We start from the raw sequence: 24,879 nt of genomic DNA on the forward strand, positions 1-24,879 counted from the left end.
CCGTTTGATCCTGCAGCAACCCCATGTCACCGGGTGTGGCATGCCTTGAGATAGCTGAGGAACGATGCCTGTACGCCGGTGACATGCGTCTCGTGCAACATTGCGCTGGACACGTATTGGGACCTGCCCTTGGCCTCCAACTTCTCCATGGCGTCGAGAACGTTGCGTGCAAGTCCGCGATACACCGGGATGTCGCCGAACATCTCTGCTTCGTTGAGCGTGACGTGTAGCAGCGGAGCGTCTGAGGCCTCGCCGAGTGCCGGGAGATCGTCGATCATCTCGAAGACCTTGCTGTCGGGACTGACGACTCCGGGACTACCCGCGCAGATACTCGCGAACAGTTCCGGTTCGCGAAGCCATGCGTAGAAGGAGAACAGTCCTCCGTACGAATAGCCGAAGAGGCCATGACCCGACTCACTGACGCGAAACTGCGACTGCAACTGAGGATGGAGCTCGTCGGTCAGGAAGTCGAGGAAGACGTCTGCGTGCGTGTCGGCAAGTTCCCGGAGGTAGGCGTCCACGTGCTCCTGAGTCATCTTGCCTGCGTCGAGAGCCATCTTCAAGGTGGCCACAATGTCGTCGCTGACCGGTTCCCCTGGCGGAACGAGATCGCGGTTGCGAAGGCTCGCCCACTCCTGCGCCTCGTCGCCTGCATAACCGACGCTCACCTGGATGTACGGAGCAATCGTCAGGTATGGGTCCGACTGAGTCACGATGAGCGGCGCCGTCAGGCCAACGGCGAAGTTGGCATCCGTCACGTAGATCAGGGGCAACGAATCCGTTGACTCCGCATATCCGGGAGGTGTGGTGACCCACACGCCGTAACTATGCCCGGACTTTGCCGTGACTTCGAAGTACTCGGTGTCGGAAAGGCAACCGTGCAACATGCTGCTCATGAAATCTCCTCTATAACGAGCCTTCCCTTGACGCCAAGGGAAGGCATTCCTGGATAGGGCGCATTGGCGCCCTGGGGCGGTCCATGCCGAGCGACCGCGCCGGTCTGCCCGTCTCCTAGTTGAGCCGATTCTTGACGACTTCTCCAGCGCGCATGATCAGGTCCAAATTTCGTCCGTCCGCTGCGAGCAGGCTGATGTCCTCCAATGGGTCGCCATCGACGACGATCAGGTCCGCATGCGCGCCGGGTTCGATGCAGCCGAGCTTCCCCTCCTGCATGAGGATCTCGGCCCCGACGGAGGTTGCCTGACGTAAGATCTCGACGGGCGTGAACACGTCCCGGCGAAGTTCGAACTCTCGACACTGCTGGGTGTAGAAACCAGCAAGAAGGTCCGTACCGAAAGCAACTTTGACGCCAGCACTTCGCATCAGATCCAGAGCGTCGATCGACTCTTCGTAGATCGTGCGAACATCGTCGATACGGTCAGGAGGAAGACCCATCCCGAGACCACTCTCGACAAGTGAGAAAAGGACGGACAGCGTCGGTACGACATAGGCCCCGCGCTCAGCGACGAAACTGGCGGTCTCGGCATCGATCAACGCAGCATGTTCGATGCAGCGCACGCCGAACTCGACCGACCTGCGCGTCGATTCACTCGTCAAACAATGCGCCGAAACATAGGTACGCCGTTCGACACACTCTTGGACGATCGCGCGAATCTCATCTTCTCGAAACTGATTCATCCATATCGGATCGCTCGGTGACATGACACCGCCGGACGCGACGATCTTGATGCAGTGTGCTCCGCGGCGCAGCTCTTCGCGTGCCGCCTTGATGCACTCGTCGACACCGTCCGCGATGACGCCTGCCCAGTTCATCGAGGCGCAGGAACAGTACCCATGCGTGTGGTGATTCTCGTTGGGTGTCCGGTAGTCGACGTGGCCGCCGGTCATCGACAGGATCTTGCCTGCGTAGAAGAAGCGCGGCGCTCTGATCAGCCCGTCCGCGATGGCGGCGGCGAGGGGGTAGTCGCCCCCGCCGATATCGCGCACGGTGGTGAACCCGCTGTCAAGCGCATGGCCGAGCTTCTTGATCGCGTAGGCAGTTCGGTAGGGCGCATCCCGGTCGTTGAGAACACGTGGATCGAGATCGGAGAAGTAGGAGTGAACATGCATGTCGATCAGGCCGGGCATAAGAGTCTTGCCGGCGACGTCGATCCTCTGGGCGTCAACCGACGTGATCGGACGATCGGAGACCTCGCGGATCGTTCCATCTTCGACGAGTACCGTCATGCCCTCGGGGCATTCCTCGGACACGCCATCGAAGATTCGGGCGTTCTCCAGAATGAGCTGTGTCATCGTTGCAGCCCCTGCCCGACCTGGGTGGATGCGTGATCGGAATCCGGCTCACGGTACCAAACCACCACGACGGCGAGCGCCAGTACGGCCATCGCTGCGATAAAGACCGGGAAGGCCAGACGGGAGCCGGTGGCGTCAGTGATCCACACCGCGACAAACGGCATGAATCCGCCGACTATGACGGTGAGATTGTAGGCGGCGGTGCCGGCTGTGACGCGAACCTTTGCCGGGAAGAGCTCAACGACATTGATGACAGCCGGGGTCAGGAACACCGACAGAGGGATGGCGAAGATCAAAGCTCCCAACAACCCTAGGGCGAAGGTGCCGGTAGAACCCAACAGGAAGGTCGGCACGACCCCTACCGCCATGGCGCTTGCGCCACCGATCAGGATCGGCTTCCTTCCGACTCGATCGGCGAGGCCGCCCGAGAGCAGGATTCCAGCGATGATCACGACACCGGCGATGGTGTTGATCGTCAACGCTGCCTTTTCCGAGAAGCCGTTCGAGAGCATGTACGCAAGGTAGGCGGCAACGCTGACGTAGACCGCGATCGAGTAGAACGTTCCGAATCCCAGGTACAGCAGGATGGCGCGCCCGTTCTGTCGCATGGCAAGCCAAAGACTCTCCGAACTCCGTTCGGCCACCGTGGCGTTTCGCTGGGCGTGCATCTGCTGGAATTCGGGAGTCTCCTGGAGGGAGCGCCTGATGTAGAGGCCGACGAAACCGAGAGGGAGAGCGGTAGCAAAGACCACGCGCCACCCCCAAGATTGCATCTCGTCGGCCGGCAGCGCGACCGTGAGCACGGTCGCCAATGTCGAGCCGAGAACGATCGAACAGAAGGTGCTCACGCCCAGGAAGCTGACCAACCTTGCCCGGCGATGTGCTGGCGCATGCTCGTAGAGGAATGCCGCCGCGCCGGCCAGCTCGCCGCCTGCAGCGATGCCCTGAGCGATGCGAGCACAGATCAGGAGGATCGGTGCGGCGATCCCAATGGTTGTGTACGAAGGGATCAGTGCGATACAGAATGTCGCGATCGACATCAGCGTGATCGTGACGTAGAGGATGTGGCGTCGACCGTAGCGGTCACCGAGGCGTGCCAGGAATACACCGCCGACCGGCCGCACGAGGAACGAGATCCCGTACGCTGCCCATGTGTTCAGCATGGCGGCCGTTGGGTCGTCGGTGGGGAACATCGCCTTCGAGATGTAGGCGGCGACCACGCCGTAGACGGCGAACTCGTACCACTCTACGAAGTTTCCGACTGACGCCGCGACAACCGTGCGACGCAAGCTGGGTTCATTCGCAACACCTTGGGGCAGATCTACTTTCTCAACACTCACGAGGCTTCCCTTCGCTACGCCACATGGCAATGGCCCGTCTGACCTCACCGGTTTCTGCTCGGTGCCCTGATCGTCGAAGCATGGCCTTTCTCGACCGCGGTGGGCAGTAGCCATGTGTCGTGACTTTAGGTGGGGCCGTTCGACCGATGTTGCGGACCGCAGGTCGTGTCGACCGTCGCGAGACGCGGTTCGGGTGTGGTCCCAAGCGCGAAGGTTCACGCCGAGGAGGTGGCCACAGTCATCGCCGCTGCGTGAACCAACCGGGGGAGCCAAAAGAGCCCGTCTATCCTCCCTCACGTGGCCGCGGCGGGACCGCGCGCAACCAGAGGACCAGCGGGACGAGGGTCGCTGCGGCGAGTACGACGAACAACACGACGCCACCCAGGGTCGCCACGTCGGAGGCGGGATCGGCTCGGTGACCGAACCACTGGTCGACCGCGACACCGATCGCCTCGATCTCCCAGAAGAACAGCCCGGCTCCGCCGAGGAAGACGCCGGAGGGTCGGCGCTGCCAGAGCAGCACGGCCACGATCGCCAGAGCGGGCAGCCAGACCGCGAGGTCTTGGACGTAGATCGGGTTGGTGATCAGACCGGTCCCGTCCAGGAAGCCGGGCGGGTCCTCTCCCAGATCCGGTACGACGAACCGCAACCAGGCCAGCGCGTTGAGTGCGACCACGGTCAGGATGAACGCGGCAATGCCGCGTGCCGGCAGCTTGCTGTCCGGCGCCACGCGCGGCTGGGGGTCGAGCAGCGCGCTGACCAGTGACCACAGGGACAGTCCGAGCAGGGCGACGTAGGCCAGGAACAGCTCGTTGAACGGGGTGGCGTACACCAGCAGGGTGGCGTTGTAGGTGAGGTAGCCGAGCGCGCCGATCAGGGCAGCCCGCCCCCGGACCGAGCCACGGGTCGACGTGACCAGTCCCACCGCGAGCACCGGCAGCGCCAGCGCGAACATGGTCAGCGCCGTGCCGCGCGCGGAGCCGTTCATCACCGGCGTCCCGTTGAGGATCCCGTCCACGAAGAACGTAGGTACCGCAGCGACCACCACCAGTGCGGCCACGGCGGCACAGAGGCCCCGGGTCCGCCGACTGATCACTGCGTCGCCCTCACGCGCTTCCAGCCGCGTCATTTGATGAAGCCTCTTCTGTCTGCCGCGCTGGTGTCCACGCCACCACGAGCGCACCGGTCACGAGGTAGATCACCTGTAGGACGTGGAAGCCACGGATCGACGCGACCTCTCCGATGATCCAGACCACCATGATGGTCCCGGCAACGATGCTGGCGAGCTGCCAGCCGGGGCTGCGTTTGGCAAGGGCTGCGGCGGCGATCAGGGAGCTGCCACCGACGACGGCCATCAGGATCACGCCCGGGAAGTAGTTGCTGGGGAAGTCGGTGTCCTGGACCCAGGACGCTTGCTCGGGAATCCAGTCGGTCATCAGCGCGAGACCTCCGGCTGTGGCGCTCAAGCCGTTGAACAGCAGCAACCCGAGCAAGATCTTGCTGGTGTGCCTCATCGCGGCTTCACCTCTGCTGTGTGTCTGTGTGCACGGGGCGAGGTGGATCGCACGATCGGCGGTCGGGAGGCGTGGCGCCAGTGTCGGCGCAGCATGGTCCACACGTCGGTGGGGAAGTCCTGGGTGAGGAGGAAGCCGATGCCTGCGGCGAGGACGATATTCGGGACCTCCTCCAGCCCCAGCGGAGTGATCCCTATCAAGAACACGACTGCGCCGAGCAGACCCCAGGTGACGGCGCGACCTCGGCTGAGGATGAGGGCAGCGGTGACGGTTTCGAAGATGAGCATGAAGATGCCGAAGGCGAGGGGGCTTGGCTCGGTCAATGCCGTTCCGATGTCCCGATAGATCGCCCACGGTGCTTGAGCCGCGAAGTCGACGTACCTGTGAGGGTTCGTGAGGATGAGTGCGCCGTGGATACCCAGGCCCATCGCACCGAAGAAGAGGCCGACGAAGATCCGTGCCGCCTGCGGTCTCAGGACACAGAACGCTGCGACCCCAACGGTGAACGCGCCCCAGATGAGGAATCCCTGCATGGCAACCTCCTACGGTCTGTGACCACGCTAGGCAGCGCTCGAGATCTCGAAACAGTGTCGAAGGTCGCTGTGGCGCGGCGCCAAGGTCCCTTCCAGAGACTGCCGGTGGGGGCCAGAGTTGAAGCTGGTCACTCTGACCACATCGCAGCGGGGAGATCTGAATGATGACACTCAAGACGATTTCCCCAAGGCAGGGCGATCTACGGAGGCTGCCGAGGATTACGCCTGTGGCCGACCGGTGGCTCGATCCTGCGACCCCCGCGATGGCTCCGGGGGCTGAGGGGACGACGTGATGAATTCGAAGGGCATCGAGCAGGGCAGGCTTGGCGACGGTCTCGCCTACTTCTGCGTCGGCTCCGGGCGCCCCTTGATCTACCTGCCCGGGTTGACGACGCACAACCGGCCGCCTCGGGGAATGGACCGCTGGTTCCAGGCCGGCCAGCTCAGGCCGTTGAGCCGGCACCGCGAGGTGTGGTGGGTGCAGCGCCGCGAGGGGCTGGCGTCCGGCACCACGATGGCAGATATCGCCCGCGACTACGCCGTCGCGCTGCGCGGCCGGTTCAGCGGTCCGGTGGACGTCGTCGGCTCGTCGACCGGTGGATCCGCCGCGCTGCAGCTTGCCGCCGACCATCCCGAGGTCGTACGTCGGCTGGTGCTCTTGTCCTCGGCATGCCGGCTGGGCGCAGCGGGCCGCGACGCCCAACTCAGCCTTGCTCAGCTGCTTCGCCAGGGCCGCACCCGGCAGGCGAGTGCCCAGATGATGTCGATGCTGGGCGCAGGTGATCGCGCCACGTGGGTGTTGGCGAAACTCGGCTGGATGCTCGGGCCCACCATGAAGGTGGAAGGCGGCTTCTCCGACATGCTGGTGACGATCGACGCCGAAGACGCGTTCGACCTCACCGGCCGACTGCAGGCCATCACGACACCGACACTGGTCGTCGGCGGCGCGAGGGACCGCTATTACGGCGCGGAGGAATTTCGCGAAACCGCGTCCCGACTCCGGTACGGGCGGCTACTCCTCTATCCCGACAGGGGACACTTCGGCACACAGACCAGCCGCAAGACCATCAACGAGGTGGTCCACTTCCTTGACGAACAGTGAGGTCCGCCTTACCCGCTCACCGGAAACGGGATCCGCCCGACGCACGGTCGCGATGAGCGCGGGACTGCTGGCCGCGTTCGCGGGACTGGAGCACGGCATCGGGGAGTTGACCAGCGGTGACGTAGCCAGCGGCTCACTGGTCATCGAGTCGTGGCCTCACGTCGCGGCCTTTGATGTGCTGGGTGGTGAGCCGGCGATGACGCTCATCCCGGATCTTCGGGTCGCGGGAGCGGTCACCGTGCTGGTCTCGCTGGTCTTGGGCTGGTGGGCGCTCCGCAACCGCGGCGCGCGCCGCGATGGGCAGTGGCTGCTCGGGATCTCGGCGGCGCTGCTGCTCGTGGGCGGTGGCTTCGGTCCGCCGCTCGTGGGGGTGATCGTGGCGGTGGGGCTCATCGTTCGGGCGGATCCGTCCGCGGGTACACCGGGCACGGTCCGCACGGGTCTCGCCCGGTGTTGGCCCTCGTTGCTGATGCTCTCCGTGACGGCGTACCTCGCCCTCTTCCCCGGCGTCGTCCTCCTCTCCTGGGTCGGCGTCGACGCGCTCTGGGCGACGGTTGTGCTCCCCATCATCGCCTTCGGTGCGCTGGTTCTGTCGCTGGTAGCTGCGTCGGCCAACGACCGTCTTGCTGCGGGCGGTCGGGACGGGTAAGGCCCTTGACGACAGTCTGAGAGCCGTTCTACGATCATTCTGATATATGAGTTGTGTATCATTACCGGCAACCAGGAGCCCAGCATGACCATCAGCCCGCCAAGCTCGACCGCCGTTGCATCCGTGGCGACCGTCCCCACGGCGACGACCAACGTGCTCACGCTCTCCTGTCAGGAGCGCCCGGGGATCATGCAGGCGGTCACGAGCTTCCTGTACGACCGCGGGTTCGACATCCTCGAGCACCAGCAGCACGACGACCGGGTGGGGGAGCTGTTCTTCCTTCGGACCGCGTTCGCGTCCGTCGACGAGGCCGACGTCGACGAGCTCACCGCTGCGTTCGGGCCGATCGCGGACCGGTTCGGCATGTCGTACGCGTTCCACGACGAGCGCAAGCCGCGGCTGCTGGTGATGGTCTCCAAGTTCGGCCACTGTCTCAACGACCTCATCTTCCGGTGGCGTGGTGGGACGCTCGGCGCCGAGATCGCTGTCGTCGCGTCCAACCACGAGGATCTTCGGCCCATGGCGGAGGCGGCCGGGCTGGAGTTCATCCACATCCCGGTCACGCCCGAGACCAAGCCGCAGGCCGAGCAGCGCATGCTCGACCTGGTCGAGGAGTACGACGTCGACCTGGTCGTGCTCGCCCGCTACATGCAGATCCTCTCGGATGGCCTCTGCCGCCAGCTCGAGGGTCGCGCGATCAACATCCATCACTCGTTCCTGCCTGGCTTCAAGGGGGCCAAGCCCTATCACCAGGCGCACGAGCGCGGCGTGAAGCTCGTCGGTGCCACCGCTCACTACGTCACCGCTGACCTCGATGAGGGGCCCATCATCGAGCAGGAGGTCAACCGGGTCGACCACACCTACACACCGCAGGCTCTGGCCACCGTCGGCCAGGACGCCGAGTGCCTCGCGCTCTCGCGCGCCGTCCGCTGGCACTGCGAGCACCGCGTCTTCATGCACGGTTCCAGCACCGTCGTGTTCCGCTGACCACCAACCCGAATCTCAGGAGTTGCTCATGACGTCCTCGCCCCGCACAGTCATCATCGGCGCCGGCATCGTCGGCACGAACCTCGCGGACGAACTCGTGTCGCGCGGGTGGTCCGACATCACGGTCATCGAACAGGGCCCGCTCAGCCTGCCTGGTGGCTCGACCTCACACGCACCCGGTCTCGTCTTTCAGATCAACCCGTCGAAGACGATGACCATGTTCGCCAAGTACACCGTGGAGAAGTTCCTGTCCCTGGAGAAGGACGGGGTGAGCTGCTTCAACCAGGTCGGTGGCCTCGAGGTCGCGACCACCGAGGCTCGCGTCGCTGAGCTCTACCGCAAGCTCGGCTACGCGAAGTCCTGGGGGATCGACGCTCGGGTGATCGGCCCGGCCGAGTGCAAGGATCTCTACCCGCACCTCGACGAGTCGCAGGTCCTCGCGGCGCTGCACATCCCCACCGACGGCCTGGCCCGGGCGGCGCGCGCCGTCGACCTGCTCATCGAACGTACGCGAGCTGCCGGCGTCACGTACCTCGAGCACACCGCGGTGACCGGAGTGCTCCAGGAGGGCGGTCGCGTCACCGGCGTCGAGACGACCGGCGGCGTCGTGGAAGCAGACATCGTCGTCTCGTGCGCCGGGTTCTGGGGCGTCGAGGTGGGGAAGATGGCGGGCACCGACGTGCCGCTCCTCCCGCTTGCCCACCAGTTCGTCAAGACCACGCCCGTCCCGGCCCTGGCCGGCAAGCACAAGCTGGCCGACGGCGCGACCCTGCCGATCCTGCGTCACCAGGACCAGGACCTCTACTTCCGCGAATGGGGCGAGGTGTACGGCATCGGCTCGTACGCTCACAGGCCGATGCCGTACGTCGCCTCCGACCTCGGCCCGACCCCGGAGCACGTCGACCACGACAACATGCCGTCGCGGCTCGACTTCACGCCCGAGGACTTCGAGGGCCCGTGGGACGAGTGCCGCAAGCTGCTCCCGTGCCTCCAGGAGGCGGAGATCGCGGAGTCGTCGTTCAACGGCATCTTCTCGTTCACACCCGACGGCGGCTCGCTCGTCGGTGAGTCCCGCGACCTCGACGGCTTCTGGGTGGCCGAGGCGGTCTGGGTCACCCACTCCGCCGGCGTCGCGCGGGCGGTGGCCGAGGTGCTGACCACCGGACGGTCCCAGTACGACCTCGCCGACCTCGAGCTCAACCGCTTCGAGGAGACCCAGCTGGCTCCGGCGTACGTCAGCGAGACCTCGCAGCAGAACTTCGTCGAGATCTACGACATCCTCCACCCGCTGCAGCCCAAGGACTCGCCCCGCGACATCCGGGTCAGCCCGTTCCACGCCCGCCAGGTCGAGCTCGGCGCCTTCTTCCTCGAGGCCGGGACCTGGGAGCGACCGCACTGGTACGAGGCCAACGCAGCCCTGCTGGACGAGCTGCCGGAGGAGTGGAAGTCGCCGACGCGCGACGACTGGTCGGCCCGTTACTACTCTCCGATCGCGGCCGTCGAGGCGTGGAAGACCCGCACCGCAGTCGCCATGTACGACATGACGCCGCTGCGCCGCCTCGAGGTCTCCGGACCCGGCGCCGAGACCCTGCTGCAGCGGCTCACCACCGGCGACGTCACCAAGAAGCCCGGTGCGGTGACGTACACCCTGTTCCTCGACGAGCAGGGTGGCATCAAGAGCGACATCACCGTCGCCCGACTCGAGGACGAGCTCTACCAGGTCGGTGCCAACGGCACGGTCGACCTGGCGTACCTCCGCAGGGAGGCCCGCAAGCTCGGGGCCGAGGATCCCGCCCTGTCCGCTCACGTCCGAGACATCACCGGCGGCACCTGCTGCATCGGCCTGTGGGGGCCGCTGGCCAGAGACCTGATCGCCAAGGTCAGCGCGGACGACTTCACCAACGACGGTCTGAAGTACTTCCGCGGCAAGCGGGCCTCCATCGGCGGGATCCCCGTCACCGCCCTGCGCCTGTCCTACGTCGGCGAGCTCGGCTGGGAGATCTACGCCTCCGCCGAGAACGGTCAGAAGCTGTGGGACGTGCTGTGGAACGCGGGCCAGGAGCACGGTGTCATCGCCGCCGGCCGGGCCGCGTTCGGTGCGCTCCGGCTGGAGAAGGGCTACCGGTCCTGGGGCGCCGACATGACCACCGAGCACGACCCGTACGAGGCGGGCGTCGGCTTCGCGGTGAAGGCCGCCAAGGAGGACTTCGTCGGCAAGGCGGCCCTCGAGGGTCGCTCGATGGAGACCTCGGCTCGCCGGCTTCGCTGCCTCACCGTCGACGACGGCAAGTCCATGGTGCTCGGCAAGGAGCCCGTGTTGTCGGGCGAGACCGCGGTCGGGTACGTCACCAGCGCGGCGTACGGGTTCACGATCGGCAAGCCGATCGCCTACGCCTACCTGCCGACGGAGATCGGAGAGGGCGACCAGGTCGAGATCGAGTACTTCGGCCAGCGGATCCCCGCGACGGTCACCCCTGAGCCGCTCTTCGACCCGGAGATGAGTCGCTTGCGCGGCTGACCGACTGGTCGAGATCGGGCGCCGGCCGGGTGGGCCGGCGCCCGATCTCGTGGGTGAAGGAACGCAGTCAGAGAACGCGGCGGATCTCTGTCGCGAAGCTGTCGATGTGCTCGCGGGTCAGCCGCTCGGCACGTTCGGCGTCGCCGTCGGCGATCGCCTCCAGGAGCGGGGCATGCTCGCAGATGTGGGACGCCAGGTCCGGGAGCTTGTCCACGACCAGGCACCAGATCCGGGTCGCCAGGTTGTCGTAGCGGACCAGGACGTCCTCGAGGTGTCTGTTGCCCGTGGCGCGGTAGATCATCCGGTGCACCGACATGTCGAGCCGCATCAGCGTGGGCCGGTCGTCGCCCGACGGATCGAGACCGCGAACCTTCTCGGCCATGGCGCGCAGCTCGGCTCGCATCCGGTCGGTCGCGGCGGTCGCCGCTCGGTTGGCGGCGAACGGCTCGAGCTGCTGGCGCAGGTCGGAGATGGCACCCAGCTCGGTGACGTCGACCGGCGTCGCGAACGTGCCGCGGCGCGGGTAGGAGACGACCAGATGGTCGGTCTCCAGGCGTTTGAGGGCCTCTCGCACCGGAGTGCGGCCGAACCCGAGGGAGTCCGCGAGCCTGCCGTCGTTGATCGGCTCGCCCGGCCTGATGTCCAGCATGATCAGCCGATCCCGGATGCGCTCGTAGGCCGCGTACGCCAGCGAGATCGTTGCGCCGATCGCCGGCGGGGCGGGCGCCTGAACGTCGGTCATACCAAGTCACCGCTTTCTGATCTGGGCCGTTGACAGGTGTTCGCTACCCAGCATACTGTTGATCCCGAACTGATATATCAATCGTACTTCAAGAGTGGGAGTTCATCGTGGTTGACGTCTTGACCGCCTCGCTCGCAGACCTCGATCCCGAGGTCAGCGAGCAGATCGACGCCGAGCTGAGCCGCCAGCAGACGACGCTGGAGATGATCGCCTCGGAGAACTTCGCTCCCGCCGCCGTGATGGAGGCTCAGGGATCGGTTCTCACCAACAAGTACGCCGAGGGCTACCCCGGCCGCCGCTACTACGGCGGTTGCGAGCATGTCGACGTCATCGAACAGCTCGCCATCGACCGCCTCAAGGCGCTGTTCTCCGCGGAGTACGCCAACGTGCAGCCGCACTCGGGAGCCCAGGCCAACGCCGCCGCGATGTTCGCCCTCCTCGAGCCCGGCGACACCATCCTCGGCCTCTCGCTGGCCCACGGTGGCCACCTCACCCACGGCATGAAGCTCAACTTCTCCGGGCGCCTCTACCAGGTCGTTCCGTACGAGGTCAGCCGCGGGGACTTCCTGATCGACATGGCCGAGGTCGAGCGCCTCGCCCTCGAGCACCGGCCCAAGCTGATCGTTGCGGGCTGGTCCGCCTACCCCCGGCAGCTGGACTTCGCGGAGTTCCGTCGGATCGCCGACCTGGTCGGTGCCCGCCTCATGGTCGACATGGCGCACTTCGCCGGCCTGGTCGCGACCGGCCTGCACCCGAACCCGGTGCCCTTCGCCGACGTGGTCACCTCGACGACTCACAAGACCCTCGGCGGCCCGCGCGGCGGCGTCATCCTCACCAACGACCCCGCCGTCGCCAAGAAGATCAACTCCTCGGTCTTCCCCGGTCAGCAGGGTGGGCCGCTCGAGCACGTCATCGCAGGCAAGGCGGTCGCTTTCAAGGTCGCCGCGGAGCCCGAGTTCCGCGAGCGCCAGGAGCGTACGCTCCGCGGTGCCCGGATCATCGCGGAGCGGCTGCTCGCCGACGACGTCGCGGCTGCGGGTGTCTCGGTGGTCAGCGGTGGCACGGACGTCCACCTGGTGCTGGTCGACCTGCGCGACTCCGAGCTCAACGGCCAGGACGGCGAGGACCGGCTCCACCGCATCGGCATCACCGTCAACCGCAACGCCGTCCCGTTCGACCCGCGTCCGCCGATGGTCTCCTCCGGCCTGCGGATCGGCACGCCCGCTCTGGCCACGCGCGGGTTCGGCGACACCGACTTCAGCGAGGTGGCCGACATCATCGCGGCCGCGTTGAAGGACGACTTCACCGACGAGACGGCAGATGCGCTGCGCAGCCGGGTCACCGTCCTCGCCGAGAAGTACCCGCTCTACCCCCACCTCCTCGAGTCGAACGGAGCAGAGTGATGGCAGACCTGCTGCCCGAGCACCCCGACTTCCTCTGGCGCAACCCGGAGCCCAAGTCCTCCTACGACGTCGTCATCATCGGCGGCGGGGGACACGGCCTGGCGACGGCCTACTACCTGGCGAAGAACCACGGCATCACGAACGTCGCGGTCCTCGAGCGTGGTTGGCTCGCGGGCGGCAATATGGCACGGAACACGACGATCATCCGGTCCAACTACCTGTGGGACGAGTCCGCGGCGATCTACGAGCACTCCCTCAAGCAGTGGGAGGTGCTCCCCGAGGAGCTCGACTACGACTTCCTGTTCAGCCAGCGCGGCGTGCTCAACCTCGCCCACACGCTGCAGGACGTACGCGACTCGGTGCGGCGCTGCGAGGCGAACCGCCTCAATGGGATCGACGCGGAGTGGCTCGACGCCGACCAGGTGAAGGAGGTCTGCCCGATCATCAACGTCAGCGACAACATCCGCTATCCGGTCCTCGGTGCGACCTACCAGCCTCGCGCGGGCATCGCCAAGCACGACCACGTCGCCTGGGCGTTCGCGCGCAAGGCCGACGAGCTCGGCGTCGACCTGATCCAGGACTGCGAGGTGACCGGGTTCGTCAAGGACGGCAACCGGGTGGTCGGCGTACAGACGAGCCGCGGCACGATCGCGGCCGGGAAGGTCGCGCTGTGCGCGGCGGGACACTCCAGCGTCCTCGCCGAGATGGCCGGCTTCGACCTGCCGATCCAGTCCCACCCGCTCCAGGCGCTCGTCTCCGAGCTGCACCAGCCGGTCCACCCCACCGTGGTGATGTCGAACCACGTCCACGTCTACGTCTCCCAGGCCCACAAGGGCGAGCTCGTCATGGGTGCCGGCGTCGATGCGTACAACGGCTACGGCCAGCGTGGCGGGTTCCACGTGATCGAGGAGCAGATGGCGGCGGCCGTCGAGCTGTTCCCGATCTTCGCCCGCGCGCATCTGCTCAGGACCTGGGGCGGCATCGTCGACGTCACGCCGGACGCCTCGCCGGTCGTGAGCAAGACGCCGATCGACCAGCTCTACGTGAACTGTGGCTGGGGCACCGGCGGGTTCAAGGGCACTCCCGGGGCGGGCTGGACGATGGCGCACACGATCGCTCACGACGAGCCCCATGAGTACAACGCACCGTTCGCGCTCGAGCGATTCAGCACCGGTGCCCTCATCGACGAGCACGGCGCAGCCGCCGTGGCCCACTGAAAGGAGCCGACGATGATCCTCATCAGCTGCCCCAACTGCGGGTCCCGCGACGAGACCGAGTTCCACTACGGCGGCCAGGCCCACGTCCCCTACCCGGAGGACCCGAACGCCCTCAGTGACGAGGAGTGGGGCCGCTACCTGTTCTACCGCGAGAACACCAAGGGCATCTTCGCCGAACGCTGGGTCCACAGCTCCGGCTGCCGCAAGTGGTTCAACGTCCTTCGCGACACCGTCACCTACCGCATCGCCGCCGTCTACCGGGCCGGCGAACCGCGCCCCACCCTGGATGGAGACCCGCAGTGAGCACGACGTCGCACCGCCTCGCAGACGGCGGCCGAATCGACCGGTCCACCTGCCTCACCTTCAGCGTCGACGGCCAGGAGTACGCCGGCCACGCCGGTGACACCCTCGCCTCGGCGCTGATCGCCAACGGCGTGCTCGAGTGTGGCCCCTCGCTGTACCGACAGCGTCCCCGCGGCGTCCTCGCCGCCGGGCTCGAGGAGTCCAACGCGCTGGTCAAGCTGAGGCGTCCCGGCGACTCGGTGACCGAGTCCATGCTTCCCGCCACGACCGTCGAGCTCGTCGACGGGCTGGCGGCCGACTACCTCAGCGGCCTCGGCGAGCTCGACCCCGCCGACGACACCGCTGTCTACGACAAGAAGTACGTCCACACCGACGTCCTCGTCATCGGAGCCGGCCCGACCGGGCTCACCGCGGCCCGCACTGCCGCCGCATCCGGAGCCCGGGTGATCCTCATCGACGACCAGCCCGAGCTCGGCGGGTCCCTTCTCTCCACACGCGGCCTCAGCATCGACGGCGTGGACAGCGACACCTGGCTGAGCCGAGCCACCGAGGAGCTCGCGGCTGCCCCCGAGGTCACCGTCCTCACCCGGACCAACGCCTTCGGCAGCTACGACGCCAACTACGTGATCGCGCTCGAGAGCCGGCTGGACCACCTCGACGCGTCCGCCAAGGAGGCGCTCACGGGGCTGTCGCGTCAGCGCCTCTGGCACATCCGGGCGCAGCAGGTCGTCATCGCGACCGGCGCTCACGAGCGTCCCCTGGTGTTCGGCAACAACGACCGCCCCGGCGTCATGCTCGCCTCCGCCGTCCGCACCTACCTGAACCGGTACGGCGTGGCCGCAGGCACACGGGTCCTGCTCGCGACCACGAACGACAGCGCCTACGAGGTCGCCGCCGACCTGACCGGCGCCGGAGTCGCCGTGGCGGCCGTCGTCGATGCTCGCGCCGAGCAGTCCGACGCCGCCCGCCGTGCCGAAGCCGCCGGCATCGAGGTCGTCCTCGGCTCCGCGGTCCTCGACACCGACGGTGACCCGAGGGTCACCGCCGCCACGGTGTCGGCCGTCGACGCCGACGGCGTCGCGGTCGGAGAACGGCGCGACATCGCCTGCGACGTCGTCGCCGTCGCCGGCGGATGGAGCCCCGTGGTCCACCTGCACAGCCAACGGCAGGGCAAGGTCCGCTGGGACGAGGACCTGGCCGGATTCGTCCCCGACGGCGAGGTCGCCGGTCAGCAGATCGTGGGATCGGCGCGGGGCAGCTACACCCTCGACGCGTGTCTCGCCGAGGGGCGGCATGCGGCAGCGACGGCGCTCCTCGCTGCCGGTTTCATCGGCGAGGCCGAGGCTCCGACCGGGCCGCTCGCCGCGGCTACAGGTGACGGCACGACCCGGGCCTTGTGGCTCGCCGCCGAGGCCGGCGTTCCGCTCGACGATCTCGTCGACCACTTCGTCGACTTCCAGCGCGACCAGACCGTGCACGACGTACTGCGTGCGACCGGCGCCGGCATGCGCAGCGTCGAGCACATCAAGCGCTACACCTCTATCAGCACCGCCAACGACCAGGGCAAGACCTCCGGAGTCAACGCCATCGGAGTCATCGCCGCCGCGCTCAACGACGGTCGCAGCCCCGGCGAGATCGGCACCACCACGTACCGTGCGCCGTACGCTCCGGTGCCGTTCGTCGCTCTCGCGGGCCGCGAGCGGGGTGACCTGTTCGACCCGGCCCGGCTGACGTCGATCCATCCCTGGCACGTCGCGCACGGCGCCGAGATGGAGATCGTCGGGCAGTGGCTGCGGCCGTGGTACTACCCGCAGAACGGCGAGTCCCTGGACGAGGCCGTTCTCCGCGAGTGCGCCGCCGTCCGCGAGTCCGTCGGCATGATGGACGCGACCACCCTGGGCAAGATCGAGGTGTGGGGGAGTGACGCCGGTGAGTTCCTCAACCGGATCTACACCAACGCCTTCAAGAAGCTCGCTCCCGGATCCGCGCGCTACGGCGTCATGTGCACTCCCGACGGGATGATCTTCGACGACGGCGTCACGCTCCGCATCGAGGAGAACCGCTACTTCATGACGACGACCACCGGCGGCGCCGCCAAGGTCCTCGACTGGCTCGAGGAGTGGCACCAGACCGAGTGGCCCGCCCTGGACGTCAGCTTCACCTCGGTCACCGAGCAGTGGGCCACCGTCGCCGTCGTCGGCCCGAAGTCACGCGAGGTGATCGCCAAGATCGCTCCTGAGCTCGACGTGAGCAACGAGGCGTTCCCGTTCATGACGTTCCGCGAGACGACGCTCGCCTCGGGCATCCCGGCGCGGGTGTGCCGGATCTCGTTCTCCGGAGAGCTCGCATTCGAGGTCAACGTCGAGACCTGGTTCGGACAGCGGGTGTGGGAGGAGATCCACGCCGCCGGCCAGGAGTGGGCGATCACCCCGTACGGCACCGAGACCATGCACGTGCTCCGCGCGGAGAAGGGCTATCCGATCGTCGGCCAGGACACCGACGGCACGGTCACGCCCCAGGACGCCGGCATGGAGTGGATCGTCTCCAAGGCGAAGGACTTCGTCGGCAAGCGGTCCTACAACCGGGCCGACACCGCACGCACGGACCGGAAGCACCTCGTCTCGGTGCTGCCCGTCGACACGACCTTCAGACTGCCCGAGGGCACCCAGCTGGTCGCGGCCGGTACGCCGATCACCCCCGCCGACGGACCGGTGCCGATGCTCGGGCACGTGACCTCGAGCTACCACAGTGCCGCGCTCGGGCGCTCGTTCGCCCTGGCGCTCATCAAGGATGGCCGCAACCGCATCGGCCAGACCCTCGTCGCGCCGGTCGGAGACCGACTGGTCGACGTCGTCGTCGCTGAAACCGTCCTCTACGACCCGGAAGGAACCCGCCGCGATGGTTGAGACCACGATCGAGCCGCTCGACAAATTGATCGGAGGTCTACGCGTCAGCCCGGCCCAACACCTCCACGGCGACTTCGTCGACGCAGGCGTGTCCGGCGCCCTCGGCGTGCGGGTGCGCGAGGAGCAGTTCCTCACCATGGTGGGTCTGCGGGTGCCGATCGGCTCGCCCGACCGGACGCGCCTGGCCCAGATCCTCGGCACCGAGCTCCCCGGACGATGCGGCGAGGTCGGCACCGGCCACGACGTGGTCATCCTGTGGCTCTCGCCCGACGACTACCTGGTCATCTCGCAGAGCGTGGCCGGGTCCACCCTGGTGTCGTACCTCCGCGCAGGCGTATCGGAAGGCGGTGCCGCGGTCGTCGACCTGTCGGCCAACCGCACCACCTTCCGGCTCGAGGGAGCCTCCGCGCAGGCGGTCCTCGAGAAGGGCTGTCCGCTCGACCTCCACCCGAGGGCGTTCACGCCGGGCACGGCGGTCGCCAGCACCATCGGACGTGTTCCGGTGATCCTCTGGAAGGTCGACGCAGACTCCTACCGGATCCTGCCGCGTGCCTCGTACGCCGACTACCTGGGCCGCTGGCTGATCGACGCCATGGCCGAGTTCAAGGTCACCTCGACAAGCTCGATACGTCGCCTGGGATCCGGCTGATGGCACTCAGCGTGTTCGACATGTTCTCCGTCGGCATCGGGCCGTCGTCGTCCCACACGGTCGGCCCGATGCGCGCGGCGGCGCAGTTCATCGATGCCCTGAAGGCGGGCTCGTTGCTCGACGCCGTCGCTCGTGCCCAGGTGGAGCTGTTCGGCTCCCTCGGTGCCACCGGTCACGGCCACGGCTCCGACAAGGCGGTGATCCTCGGGCTCGAGGGCAACCGGCCCGAGACCGTCGACACCAGCAACGCCGACGCTCGCGTGGCCGAGGTCCGTGCCACTCGGCGCCTGACGCTCTCCGGTGCCCGGGACATCGAGTTCGGCGCCGACGACGTCGTCATGCACCGCACCAGGACCCTTCCCGCGCACCCGAACGGCATGATCTTCCGCGCGTTCGACGCCGACACGAAGGTGCTCCTGGAGAGCACCTACTACTCGGTCGGCGGCGGTTTCGTCGTGAACGAGCACGCGGCCGGCGCCGACCGGATCGTCGAGGACGCGACCCCGATCCCGTACCCGTTCACCACCGGGGCCGAGCTGCTCGCGGTCTGCGCCGAGTCAGGCAAACGGATCAGCGACGTGATGATGGCCAACGAGCTGGCGTGGCGTACCGAGGAGGAGGTGCGCGCCGAGCTGCTGCACATCTGGTCGGTCATGCAGGAGTGCGTGCACAACGGCTGCACCCGCACCGAACCCACGCTGCCCGGCGGCCTGAAGGTCCCCCGGCGCGCCCCCGGTCTCTACACCCACCTCCAGGCATCCACGGACGAGACGGACCCGCTCAGAGCGATGGACTGGGTCAACCTCTTCGCCCTCGCCGTCAACGAGGAGAACGCGTCGGGCGGACGGATCGTGACCGCGCCGACCAACGGCGCGGCGGGCATCGTCCCGGCCGTACTCCACTACTACGAGAAGTTCGTGCGTAGCGCGGATGAGGACGGGATCGTGCGGTTCCTCCTCGCCGCCGCCGCGGTCGGGATCCTGTTCAAGATCAACGCGTCGATCTCCGGCGCCGAGGTCGGCTGTCAGGGCGAGGTCGGCTCGGCCTGCGCCATGGCTGCCGGAGCCCTGTGCGAAGTGCTCGGAGGCACCCCGGAGCAGGTGGAGAACGCGGCCGAGATCGGCATCGAGCACAATCTCGGGCTCACCTGCGACCCCGTCGGCGGCCTGGTGCAGATCCCCTGCATCGAGCGCAACGCCATCGCCAGCAACAAGGCCATCAACGCCGCCCGCATCGCCGCCCGCGGTGACGGCAGCCACCGTGTCTCCCTCGACGCCGCGATCAAGACCATGCGCGAGACCGGCGCCGACATGAAGATCAAGTACAAGGAGACCTCCCGCGGAGGCCTCGCCGTCAACGTCATCGAATGCTGACGCCACGGTCTCGCGAGAAGGAGAAGTGCATGACCACCGCAGCAAAGATCGACGGCAAGCGCGTCGCTGCTGATCTCAAGGCCGGGCTCGCCGTGCGGGTGAAGGCACTGCACGAGGCCGGGATCGACCCGGGCCTCGGCACCATCCTCGTCGGTGACGACCCCGGTTCCCGTTCGTACGTCGCGGGCAAGCACCGCGACTGCGCCGAGGTGGGCATCGCCTCGATCCGGATCGAGCTCCCCGCCAGCGCGTCGCAGGCCGAGATCGAGGCAGCGGTGCAACAGCTCAACGACGATCCGACCTGCACCGGTTTCATCGTCCAGCTGCCCCTGCCGCCCCACGTCGACACCCACCGGGTCCTGGAGCTCATCGACCCGGACAAGGATGCCGACGGGCTCCACCCCACGAACCTCGGCAAGCTGGTGCTCGGCACTCCTGCTCCGTTGCCGTGCACGCCGCGCGGGATCATCGAGCTCCTCAGGCAGCACGACGTACCGATCACCGGACAGCGGTTCTGTGTCATCGGCTGCGGCCTGACCGTCGGCCGGCCGCTCGGGCTCATGCTCACCCGCCCCACCGAGCACGCCACCGTCACGCTGTGCAACATCGAGACCCGTGACGTCGCCGCCCACGCCCGGGCCTCGGACGTCATCGTCGCGGCGGCGGGTGTGGCTCACCTGGTCAAGCCCGACTGGGTCAGCCCCGGCGCCACGGTCCTGTCCGTCGGGATCACTCGCACCATCGAAGGCATCCTGGGCGACGTCGATCCGAACGTGGACGTCGTCGCGGGCAAGATGAGCGGTGCCACGGGCGGGGTCGGACCGATGACCCGTGCCATGCTGCTGACCAACATCGTCGAGATCGCCGAACAGCATCTGGCTGCCAGGGAGGCGATCGCCGGGGCGCTGACATGAGCGAGCGTCAGCGAGCGACCACAAGGCTCAGGCCGCCGCGCCCGTATGATGGCGCTTGCGCTACGGGCGTGGCGGCATGAGTGCCACGCAGCTGCTCACCGAGGCAGACCGGCGTTGTCAGGTGATGGGCATCATCAACGTCACCCCCGACTCGTTCTCCGACGGCGGCCGGTTCCTAGACGCCGACGTAGCCGTACGCAGAGGCCTCGAGCTCATGCGTGACGGCGCCGATCTCCTCGATGTCGGCGGCGAGTCCACCCGGCCCGGTGCCCAGCGGGTCAGCGCGGCTGAGGAGATCGCCCGCGTGATCCCGGTGGTCGAGGCCCTTGCCCGGGAGGGGTTGCCGGTCTCGGTCGACACCATGCGCGCCTCGGTAGCCCAGCGAGCCGTCGAGGCCGGGGCCGTCATCGTGAACGACGTCTCCGGCGGGCTCGCCGATCCCAAGATGCTGCCCTTCCTGGCCGAGGCGGAGGTCACCTGCGTCCTGATGCACTGGCGCGCCCACTCCATGCGGATGGACGACTTCTGCAACTACGACTCGGTCGTGGGCGACGTGTGCGCCGAGCTCCGCGGCCGGGTCGATTCCGCACTCGACGCCGGCGTACGTCCCGAGCGCATCATCCTCGACCCCGGTCTGGGGTTCGCGAAGAACAGCGCGCAGTCCTGGGAGCTGCTCTCGTCCCTCAGCACGCTGAGAGACCTCGGCTTCCCTCTCCTCGTCGGAGCCTCCCGCAAGCGGTTCCTCACCGAGGTGGCGACGTACGGACGGCGTGATCCGGATGTCCCGGCCGACCGGGACGAGGCGTCGGACGCCGTGGCCGCCATCGCTGCCGCGGAAGGCGCCTGGGGAGTGCGCGTGCACTCGGTGTCCGGTGCCGCTGCCGCCTCCAGGGTGGCCGCACGCCTGCGTGGATCTGCGGTCGCAGCCGACGTGGTCGGTGCCCGGGCAGGGCGGCGATGAGCCGTCGCTCGTCCGCCGTGACCGTACGGAGGCTGCTGCTCGACGCCCGCTACGAGGTCCTGCCCACCGCGACGATCGAAGAAGTCGTCACCAGGTCTCTCCCGGTCGGCCGAACCGTCACGGTGACCGCATCCCCGGCCAAGGGCCTCGAACGAACCGTGGACCTCTCCATCCGCCTCGCCGGACACGGATACCAGGTCGTACCCCATCTCGCCGCTCGCATGGTCTCGGGCCGGGCCGAGCTCGCCGACATCGTCGGTCGCCTGAAGGCGGCCGGCGTCGACAAGGTCTTCGTGCCCGCCGGCGACGCCGAGCGGCCCGGGGCGTTCCCCAGCGCGCTGGAGCTCCTCGAGGCGCTCGTCGATCTCGGCGACCCGTTCGGTCACGTCGGTGTCGCCGGCTATCCCGAGGACCATCCGACGATCATCCACGACCGCCTGGTCCAGGCGATGTGGGACAAGCGCCACCACGCCACCGAGATCGTCAGCAACCTCACCTTCGACCCCAAGGCCCTCACCGACTGGGTACGCCGCGTGCGCGCCCGCGGGGTCACGACACCGATCATCGTCGGGCTGCCCGGCCCGGTCGAGCGCGCCAAGCTCCTCACCATGGCGACCAAGATCGGGGTGGGGGAGTCGACGCGGTTCCTCGCCAAGAACAGGGGCATGTTCGCACGCATCGCCGCGCCCGGGGGCTACTCGCCTGAGCGGTTCCTCACCCGTGCGGCGCCAGAGCTGGACAAGCCGGAGGCCGCGATCGCCGGCCTGCATCTGTTCACGTTCAACCAGGTCGCCGAGACCGAGGCCTGGCGCCGCGACCTGCTGGCGCGCCTGGGCGGAGGAGCCCAGTGACCGGCACGGGCTTCGACCTCGACGTCGAAGAGGTGGAGCGGCGGCTCCTCGCCCGCTGGCCCGAGACCAGGATCTCCCCGTCCCTCGAGCGCATCCGCGCGGTGACGGACGCGCTCGGCCGGCCACAACGCGACTACCCGTCGATCCACATCACCGGAACCAACGGCAAGACGAGCACCGCGCGGATGGTGGAGGCGATCCTCCTCGAGCTGGGCTCGACGGTCGGCCGGTTCACCAGCCCCCATCTCGCCGACATCCGGGAACGGATCAGCATCGGCGGCCGGCCGATCCCGCGGGATGGCTTCGTCCGGGCTTACCGCGACGTCCTGCCCGCGGCCGAGGCCGTGGACCGCGAGAGTCCCACTCCGCTGTCGTTCTTCGAGATGACCGTTGCCATGGCCTACCAGGCCTTCTCGACCGCGGCCATCGACGTCGCGGCGGTCGAGGTCGGTATGGGCGGCATGTGGGATGCGACCAACGTCATCGACGCCCCGGTCGCCGCGATCCTCCCCATCGGCCTCGACCATGTCGATCACCTGGGGCCGACGACGCTCGACATCGCGGCCGAGAAGGCCGGGATCATCAAGCCAGGTGCGCTGACCGTCACGGCTCGGCAGACCCCAGATGTCGAGCAGCTCCTCCGAGCCCATGCCGACGCGCATCTCGCGAGGCTCATGGTCGAGGGCCGTCACTTCCGCCTGAGCGGCAGACGAGCGTTCGGCGATGGTCAGATCATCTCGGTCAACGGCCTCGCCGGTCACTATCCCGAGGTCCCGCTGTCACTTCACGGCCGCCACCAGGCGCACAACGCGGTGCTCGCCATCGCGAGCGTCGAAGCCCTCCTGGAAGACGAGATCCCGCTGGACGCACTGCGACGGGCGCTGGGCTCGGCCCGGTCGCCGGGGCGGCTGGAGGTGCTGCCCGGCACGCCCGCGGTGATCCTCGACGCAGCCCACAATCCCGACGGTGCCCGGGCTCTGGCCTCCGGTCTGTCCGATCTGGGCCGCCGGCCGACTCTCGCCGTGGTCGCCGCGATGGGCGACAAGGACCTCGACGGCATGCTCGCCGAGCTCGAGCCCGTGGTGTCGACGATGATCTGCACCCGGAACAGCAGCCCGAGGTCGCTGTCGTCCCGCGACACCGCCGCTGCGGCGCGCGAGGTGCTCGGGGCGGATCGGGTCGTGGAGATCGACGGCCTCGCCGACGCCCTCCTCGAGGCCACCAGAGCGGCCTCGGCTCTCTCCGAAGAGGGTGGAGAACCGGCTCAGGTGCTGGTCACGGGCTCTGTCGTCACCGTGGGGGAAGCACGCCGCCTGTTGGGTATGTGAGACGGTCCTGCCCCTGACCGATGTGGCCAAGGGGCAGGACCGTCTGGCCGCCCGATTGCGTCAGTTCACCATGCCGTGCGGGTCGATGACGTACTTGGTGGCCGCGCCCTGGTCGAACGCTGCGTAGCTCTCCGGCGCCTCGTCGAGGCTGATGGCCTTCGCGTTGACGGCGTCGGCGATGTGGGCCTTGTCGGCGAGGATCAGGTTCATGAGTTGGCGGTTGTACTGCTTGACCGGGCACTGGCCGGTCACGAAGGTGTGCGACTTCGCCCAGCCCAGGCCGAGCCGCACGCCGATCTGCCCCTGCTTGGCTGCATCGTCGACGGCGCCGGGGTCGCCGGTGACGTACAGACCGGGGATGCCGAGGGAGGCGCCCGCGCGCGCCACGTCCATGATGTCGTTGAGGACGGTGGCGGGCTGCTCGGCAGCGTCTCGGCCGTGGCCGCGGGCCTCGAACCCGACCGCGTCGATCGCCGCATCCACAACGGGTTCCCCGACGATGTCCGCGATGATGTCCGCCAGGGCGTCACCGGAGGACAGGTCGGCGGTCGCGCAGCCGAAGCTGGCGGCCTGCTTGAGCCGGTCCGCGTTCATGTCGCCGACGATGACCGTGGCGGCACCGAGCAGCTGTGCCGAGTACGCCGCGGCGAGCCCGACCGGGCCTGCGCCCGCCACGTACACCGTCGACCCGGTGGTGACGCCGGCGGTGTAGGCACCGTGGTAGCCGGTCGGGAAGATGTCGGAAAGCATCGTCAGGTCGAGGATCTTCTCCAGGGCCTGGTCCCGGTCGGGGAACTTCAGCAGGTTGAAGTCGGCGAACGGGACCATGACGTACTCCGCCTGGCCACCGATCCAGCCACCCATGTCCACATAGCCGTACGCCGCGCCGGCCCGCGCCGGGTTCACGTTGAGGCAGATGCCCGTCTTGCCCTCGTTGCACATGCGACAACGACCGCACGCGATGTTGAACGGGACCGAGCAGATGTCGCCCACCTCGTGGAAGAGGACGTCGTCGCCGATCTCGACGATCTCGCCGGTGATCTCGTGGCCGAGCGTCTGACCCACGGCGGCGGTCGTCCGGCCACGCACCATGTGCTGGTCGCTGCCGCAGATGTTGCTGGTCACGAGCTTGAGGATCACCGCGTGCGGCGCCGCGCGCTTGATGCCCAGGCCGCTCACAACGTCCTCGGGGAGCTCCAGCTTCGGGTACTCGATGGACTCGACGGCCACCTCGCCCGGCCCCTTGTAGACGACGACTCTGTTGTCTGCCATGGCGTCTCTTCTTCCTGCCCCGGGTGGGGGCGTCCGGCTTGCTGAGTTGCGGAGATGTTTCTCA

At 67.8% G+C, this 24,879-nt stretch carries 22 protein-coding genes; 14 read left to right on the forward strand and 8 right to left on the reverse strand.

The features are described 5' to 3' along the window. Positions 1–26 precede the first annotated feature (26 nt). The 6 genes from ACFX43_RS11945 to ACFX43_RS11970 all read right to left on the reverse strand — a co-directional run bounded on the left by ACFX43_RS11945 (position 27) and on the right by ACFX43_RS11970 (position 5,640). On the reverse strand, positions 27–896 hold the full coding sequence (locus ACFX43_RS11945) for an alpha/beta hydrolase (RefSeq protein ID WP_378820983.1): 870 nt from the start codon (positions 894–896) through the stop codon (positions 27–29). A 115-nt stretch (positions 897–1,011) separates the two neighbouring features. Continuing rightward, positions 1,012–2,253 (reverse strand): amidohydrolase family protein, encoded by a 1,242-nt coding sequence (locus ACFX43_RS11950; protein ID WP_378820986.1) that lies wholly within the window; start codon positions 2,251–2,253, stop codon positions 1,012–1,014. Further along, positions 2,250–3,593, reverse strand: a complete 1,344-nt coding sequence (locus ACFX43_RS11955) for an MFS transporter (RefSeq protein ID WP_378820989.1) — start codon at positions 3,591–3,593, stop codon at positions 2,250–2,252. Before ACFX43_RS11955 ends, ACFX43_RS11950 begins: the two co-directional genes overlap by 4 nt. Before the next feature lie 283 nt (positions 3,594–3,876). Beyond that, positions 3,877–4,722: a hypothetical protein gene (locus ACFX43_RS11960; protein WP_378820992.1), complete on the reverse strand. Its 846-nt coding sequence runs from the start codon at positions 4,720–4,722 to the stop codon at positions 3,877–3,879. Next, positions 4,700–5,107: a hypothetical protein gene (locus tag ACFX43_RS11965; protein ID WP_378820995.1), complete on the reverse strand. Its 408-nt coding sequence runs from the start codon at positions 5,105–5,107 to the stop codon at positions 4,700–4,702. The genes ACFX43_RS11960 and ACFX43_RS11965 overlap by 23 nt, the downstream gene beginning before the upstream one ends. After that, positions 5,104–5,640, reverse strand: coding sequence for a hypothetical protein (locus ACFX43_RS11970; protein WP_378820998.1), 537 nt, complete (start codon positions 5,638–5,640; stop codon positions 5,104–5,106). Before ACFX43_RS11970 ends, ACFX43_RS11965 begins: the two co-directional genes overlap by 4 nt. A 292-nt stretch (positions 5,641–5,932) precedes the next feature. Between ACFX43_RS11970 and ACFX43_RS11975 the strand changes: the two genes are divergently transcribed. The 4 genes from ACFX43_RS11975 (at position 5,933) to ACFX43_RS11990 (ending at position 10,896) form a co-directional block, all read left to right on the forward strand. After that, positions 5,933–6,742 carry an alpha/beta fold hydrolase gene (locus ACFX43_RS11975; RefSeq protein ID WP_378821000.1) on the forward strand — a complete coding sequence of 270 codons (810 nt, stop codon included), beginning with the start codon at positions 5,933–5,935 and terminating at the stop codon, positions 6,740–6,742. 52 nt (positions 6,743–6,794) lie between these two features. Further along, the gene (locus tag ACFX43_RS11980; RefSeq protein ID WP_378821001.1) at positions 6,795–7,391 is read left to right on the forward strand and encodes a hypothetical protein; all 597 of its coding nucleotides are present in this window, start codon (positions 6,795–6,797) and stop codon (positions 7,389–7,391) included. An 84-nt stretch (positions 7,392–7,475) separates the two neighbouring features. Then, on the forward strand, positions 7,476–8,378 hold the full coding sequence (gene purU / locus ACFX43_RS11985; RefSeq protein WP_378821003.1) for a formyltetrahydrofolate deformylase: 903 nt from the start codon (positions 7,476–7,478) through the stop codon (positions 8,376–8,378). A 28-nt stretch (positions 8,379–8,406) separates the two neighbouring features. Then, positions 8,407–10,896 carry an FAD-dependent oxidoreductase gene (locus ACFX43_RS11990; protein ID WP_378821005.1) on the forward strand — a complete coding sequence of 830 codons (2,490 nt, stop codon included), beginning with the start codon at positions 8,407–8,409 and terminating at the stop codon, positions 10,894–10,896. A 67-nt stretch (positions 10,897–10,963) separates the two neighbouring features. Here ACFX43_RS11990 and ACFX43_RS11995 read toward each other — a convergent pair whose 3' ends face one another. After that, entirely contained in the window at positions 10,964–11,638 is a 675-nt protein-coding gene (locus ACFX43_RS11995) for a GntR family transcriptional regulator (RefSeq protein WP_378821007.1), read from the reverse strand. A 107-nt stretch (positions 11,639–11,745) separates the two neighbouring features. Between ACFX43_RS11995 and glyA the strand changes: the two genes are divergently transcribed. The 10 genes from glyA to ACFX43_RS12045 all read left to right on the forward strand — a co-directional run bounded on the left by glyA (position 11,746) and on the right by ACFX43_RS12045 (position 23,543). After that, complete coding sequence (gene glyA / locus ACFX43_RS12000) at positions 11,746–13,041, forward strand: serine hydroxymethyltransferase (protein WP_378821009.1); 1,296 nt, start codon at positions 11,746–11,748, stop codon at positions 13,039–13,041. Further along, positions 13,041–14,258 (forward strand): sarcosine oxidase subunit beta family protein, encoded by a 1,218-nt coding sequence (locus tag ACFX43_RS12005; RefSeq protein ID WP_355230399.1) that lies wholly within the window; start codon positions 13,041–13,043, stop codon positions 14,256–14,258. Before glyA ends, ACFX43_RS12005 begins: the two co-directional genes overlap by 1 nt. A gap of 12 nt (positions 14,259–14,270) precedes the next feature. Then, entirely contained in the window at positions 14,271–14,561 is a 291-nt protein-coding gene (locus ACFX43_RS12010; RefSeq protein ID WP_378821011.1) for a sarcosine oxidase subunit delta, read from the forward strand. Then, complete coding sequence (locus ACFX43_RS12015; RefSeq protein ID WP_378821013.1) at positions 14,558–17,467, forward strand: sarcosine oxidase subunit alpha family protein; 2,910 nt, start codon at positions 14,558–14,560, stop codon at positions 17,465–17,467. Before ACFX43_RS12010 ends, ACFX43_RS12015 begins: the two co-directional genes overlap by 4 nt. Next, a complete protein-coding gene (locus tag ACFX43_RS12020) occupies positions 17,460–18,116 on the forward strand; it encodes a sarcosine oxidase subunit gamma (RefSeq protein WP_378821016.1) in 657 nt (218 codons plus the stop codon). The genes ACFX43_RS12015 and ACFX43_RS12020 overlap by 8 nt, the downstream gene beginning before the upstream one ends. After that, positions 18,116–19,489 (forward strand): L-serine ammonia-lyase, encoded by a 1,374-nt coding sequence (locus ACFX43_RS12025; RefSeq protein ID WP_378821018.1) that lies wholly within the window; start codon positions 18,116–18,118, stop codon positions 19,487–19,489. The genes ACFX43_RS12020 and ACFX43_RS12025 overlap by 1 nt, the downstream gene beginning before the upstream one ends. A 29-nt stretch (positions 19,490–19,518) precedes the next feature. Further along, positions 19,519–20,403 carry a bifunctional methylenetetrahydrofolate dehydrogenase/methenyltetrahydrofolate cyclohydrolase gene (locus ACFX43_RS12030; protein WP_378821021.1) on the forward strand — a complete coding sequence of 295 codons (885 nt, stop codon included), beginning with the start codon at positions 19,519–19,521 and terminating at the stop codon, positions 20,401–20,403. A 76-nt stretch (positions 20,404–20,479) separates the two neighbouring features. Further along, entirely contained in the window at positions 20,480–21,364 is an 885-nt protein-coding gene (folP, locus tag ACFX43_RS12035) for a dihydropteroate synthase (protein WP_378821023.1), read from the forward strand. Beyond that, the gene (locus ACFX43_RS12040; RefSeq protein WP_378821025.1) at positions 21,361–22,215 is read left to right on the forward strand and encodes a methylenetetrahydrofolate reductase; all 855 of its coding nucleotides are present in this window, start codon (positions 21,361–21,363) and stop codon (positions 22,213–22,215) included. The genes folP and ACFX43_RS12040 overlap by 4 nt, the downstream gene beginning before the upstream one ends. Beyond that, positions 22,212–23,543, forward strand: coding sequence for a bifunctional folylpolyglutamate synthase/dihydrofolate synthase (locus ACFX43_RS12045; protein WP_378821027.1), 1,332 nt, complete (start codon positions 22,212–22,214; stop codon positions 23,541–23,543). Before ACFX43_RS12040 ends, ACFX43_RS12045 begins: the two co-directional genes overlap by 4 nt. 60 nt (positions 23,544–23,603) lie before the next feature. Here the strand turns inward: ACFX43_RS12045 and fdhA are convergent, their stop codons facing one another. Beyond that, the gene (gene fdhA, locus ACFX43_RS12050; protein WP_378821030.1) at positions 23,604–24,815 is read right to left on the reverse strand and encodes a formaldehyde dehydrogenase, glutathione-independent; all 1,212 of its coding nucleotides are present in this window, start codon (positions 24,813–24,815) and stop codon (positions 23,604–23,606) included. Between the last annotated feature and the right edge of the window lie 64 nt (positions 24,816–24,879).

The sequence above is a fragment of the Nocardioides sp. YIM B13467 genome (genome assembly GCF_042788075.1).
In the GTDB taxonomy this organism is placed as follows: domain Bacteria; phylum Actinomycetota; class Actinomycetes; order Propionibacteriales; family Nocardioidaceae; genus Nocardioides.

Bases quoted from the DNA above. Each gene is read 5' to 3' on its own strand.
- ACFX43_RS12005 (WP_355230399.1), top strand. From the start codon at position 13,041: ATGGCAGACCTGCTGCCCGAGCACCCCGACTTCCTCTGGCGCAACCCG.
- folP (WP_378821023.1), top strand. From the start codon at position 20,480: ATGAGTGCCACGCAGCTGCTCACCGAGGCAGACCGGCGTTGTCAGGTG.
- ACFX43_RS11995 (WP_378821007.1), bottom strand. From the start codon at position 11,638: ATGACCGACGTTCAGGCGCCCGCCCCGCCGGCGATCGGCGCAACGATC.
- fdhA (WP_378821030.1), bottom strand. From the start codon at position 24,815: ATGGCAGACAACAGAGTCGTCGTCTACAAGGGGCCGGGCGAGGTGGCC.
- ACFX43_RS12030 (WP_378821021.1), top strand. From the start codon at position 19,519: ATGACCACCGCAGCAAAGATCGACGGCAAGCGCGTCGCTGCTGATCTC.
- ACFX43_RS12040 (WP_378821025.1), top strand. From the start codon at position 21,361: ATGAGCCGTCGCTCGTCCGCCGTGACCGTACGGAGGCTGCTGCTCGAC.
- ACFX43_RS11950 (WP_378820986.1), bottom strand. From the start codon at position 2,253: ATGACACAGCTCATTCTGGAGAACGCCCGAATCTTCGATGGCGTGTCC.
- ACFX43_RS11980 (WP_378821001.1), top strand. From the start codon at position 6,795: ATGAGCGCGGGACTGCTGGCCGCGTTCGCGGGACTGGAGCACGGCATC.
- ACFX43_RS12010 (WP_378821011.1), top strand. From the start codon at position 14,271: ATGATCCTCATCAGCTGCCCCAACTGCGGGTCCCGCGACGAGACCGAG.
- ACFX43_RS11960 (WP_378820992.1), bottom strand. From the start codon at position 4,722: ATGACGCGGCTGGAAGCGCGTGAGGGCGACGCAGTGATCAGTCGGCGG.
- ACFX43_RS11970 (WP_378820998.1), bottom strand. From the start codon at position 5,640: ATGCAGGGATTCCTCATCTGGGGCGCGTTCACCGTTGGGGTCGCAGCG.
- ACFX43_RS11990 (WP_378821005.1), top strand. From the start codon at position 8,407: ATGACGTCCTCGCCCCGCACAGTCATCATCGGCGCCGGCATCGTCGGC.
- ACFX43_RS12025 (WP_378821018.1), top strand. From the start codon at position 18,116: ATGGCACTCAGCGTGTTCGACATGTTCTCCGTCGGCATCGGGCCGTCG.
- ACFX43_RS11975 (WP_378821000.1), top strand. From the start codon at position 5,933: ATGAATTCGAAGGGCATCGAGCAGGGCAGGCTTGGCGACGGTCTCGCC.
- ACFX43_RS11965 (WP_378820995.1), bottom strand. From the start codon at position 5,107: ATGAGGCACACCAGCAAGATCTTGCTCGGGTTGCTGCTGTTCAACGGC.
- ACFX43_RS12020 (WP_378821016.1), top strand. From the start codon at position 17,460: ATGGTTGAGACCACGATCGAGCCGCTCGACAAATTGATCGGAGGTCTA.
- purU (WP_378821003.1), top strand. From the start codon at position 7,476: ATGACCATCAGCCCGCCAAGCTCGACCGCCGTTGCATCCGTGGCGACC.
- ACFX43_RS11945 (WP_378820983.1), bottom strand. From the start codon at position 896: ATGAGCAGCATGTTGCACGGTTGCCTTTCCGACACCGAGTACTTCGAA.